We start from the raw sequence: 2,008 nt of genomic DNA on the forward strand, positions 1-2,008 counted from the left end.
GCCCTTCATTCTTCAAACGACTGCAGACGGCTCAGGCCGCTTCTTCCTTATCGTCGTCTTCGTCGTCGCCGTCTTCATCCTCGCGGTCTTCCTCATCGTACTCGGACAGGTCCGTGGCTTCGACCGCCGCGGCGGCAGCATGGTCGAGGATGTCGTCGGAAGCGGGTTCGACGGCCTCGGCGGCGGCCGGGGTCTCTTCAATCAGGTCGATATCGTCAACGGAATTCATGGCATGCCTCCGTGTTTGGGGAACGTCTTTTGTCTGATGCATGTCGTTGTCCCGGAACCGCTGCGCAGTTCCGGGCGACATGCATCGGTTCTCCCACGCGGAGGTCATCGCCGTATGACTGTAAGCCGGCTCCGGGGTACTAATTTTCGAGCGCAAAATTGTTGAAGCCTACCCGCATCCTAGCGGATGCGGGTAGGTCCAAATGTGCGACGTTTCGAGCCGTCAGCCGACGATTTTTGAAAAATCCGCGACCTGGTCGGTGGCGGCGCGGATGCGGGCAAGCAGCGCCAGGCGGTTGGCGCGCACGGCCTGGTCCTCATCATTCACGAGAACGCCTTCAAAAAATGAATCAACCGGTTCGCGCAACACGCTAAGCGCCAGCATGGCGGCGGAAAAATCTTCGTTTTGAATCGCTTGGCCGGCTTCCTTCTCGGCCTGATTCACCGCGGCATAGAGCTTCTTTTCCGCGTCTTCGCGGAACAGAGCCGGCTCAACGGTCTCGGCGACCAGCGTTTTCTTCTTCTCTTCGGCGGCCAGGATGTTGGCGGCGCGCTTGGTGCCGGCGAGCAGGTTCTTGCCCTCGTCGGTGTCGAGCAAGGAGCCCAGCGCCTCGACGCGACGCACGATCTGAAGGAGATCGTCGTTCGGCGATTGGCCGATCTCCCCCCTTGTGGGGGAGATGCCCGGCAGGGCAGAGGGGGGCGCGACAGAATGTGAGGCCGGCGGGACAGCGCCCCCCTCTGTCGGCTTCGCCGACATCGCCCCCACAAGGGGAGAGATTGGGCGCGAACCCGCTGACAGCACGGCATCGATCAAGTCATGGCGTGCACCGCTTTCACGCAGATAGACCTTCAGGCGATCGTGGAAGAAGGCGAGGAGATCGGACGACTGATCTGTGCCGCCTTTGAAGTTCGCGAAGGCCTTGGCGAAGAGGGACGTCAACGCCAGACGGATACGGTTCTCTATAAGGATCCTGACCACGCCAAGTGCTGCTCGGCGCAGAGCGAACGGATCCTTGCTGCCCGTAGGCTTTTCATCGATCGCCCAGAAGCCGGTCAGCGTATCGAGCTTGTCGGCAAGCGCGACGGCAACCGACACCGGATCGGTCGGCACGCGGTCGGAAGGACCCTGCGGCTTGTAGTGTTCCTCGGCGGCCGCGGCTACGGATGCATCCTCGCCCTGCAGAAGCGCGTATTTGCGACCCATGGCCCCTTGCAGTTCGGGGAACTCGCCTACCACCTCGGTCTGCAGATCGGCCTTGGCGAGCACGGCCGCGCGGGCGACCAAAGCGCTATCAGCGCCGACGATCGGGGCCAGTTCTTGCGCGAGCCGCCTGATGCGCTCAACGCGCTGCCCCTGCGTGCCGAGCTTGGCATGGAAGGTCACGTTGAGGTGGTCGAGCCGCGCCATGCGCTGGTCGAGCGGCTTCTTCAGATCCAGGCCGAACTTCGCCGCCGATTCCGCGAGCTGGTCGAGGTCCGGCAGGCCGCTCTGGTCGGTCTTCCAGAAATAGAGCGCGTCGGACAGGCGCGCCCGCACCACCTTGCCGTTGCCATAGGCGATCTCCTTGCCGCCATCGTTCGCCTCGATGTTGGCGACCAGGATGAAGCGGTTCGAGAGATCCTCGCCGGCGCCCTGCGGCCGGGTGACGAAGCATTTCTGGTTGGCGCGAATGGTGAGGCGGATGACTTCGCCCGGAATGGCGAGGAAATCCCGCTCGAATTCGCCCATCAGCACGACCGGCCATTCGACCAGACCGGAGACTTCCTCCAGCAGGCC

The 2,008-nt window shown here is 63.0% G+C and carries 2 protein-coding genes; both read right to left on the bottom strand.

Annotated features, from left to right (window positions below):
- Positions 1-31: 31 nt before the first annotated feature.
- Positions 32-310: a hypothetical protein gene (locus EOA27_RS33875; RefSeq protein ID WP_245467172.1), complete on the bottom strand. Its 279-nt coding sequence runs from the start codon at positions 308-310 to the stop codon at positions 32-34.
- A gap of 141 nt (positions 311-451) precedes the next feature.
- A partial coding sequence (glyS, locus tag EOA27_RS33880; RefSeq protein WP_127258448.1) for a glycine--tRNA ligase subunit beta occupies positions 452-2,008 on the bottom strand: 1,557 nt, incomplete at its 5' end.

The sequence above is a fragment of the Mesorhizobium sp. M2A.F.Ca.ET.037.01.1.1 genome, from assembly GCF_003998075.1.
Lineage (GTDB): Bacteria > Pseudomonadota > Alphaproteobacteria > Rhizobiales > Rhizobiaceae > Mesorhizobium.

Excerpts from the sequence above, each read along its gene's own strand:
- EOA27_RS33875 (WP_245467172.1), bottom strand. The coding sequence starts at position 310 with ATGTCGCCCGGAACTGCGCAGCGGTTCCGGGACAACGACATGCATCAG.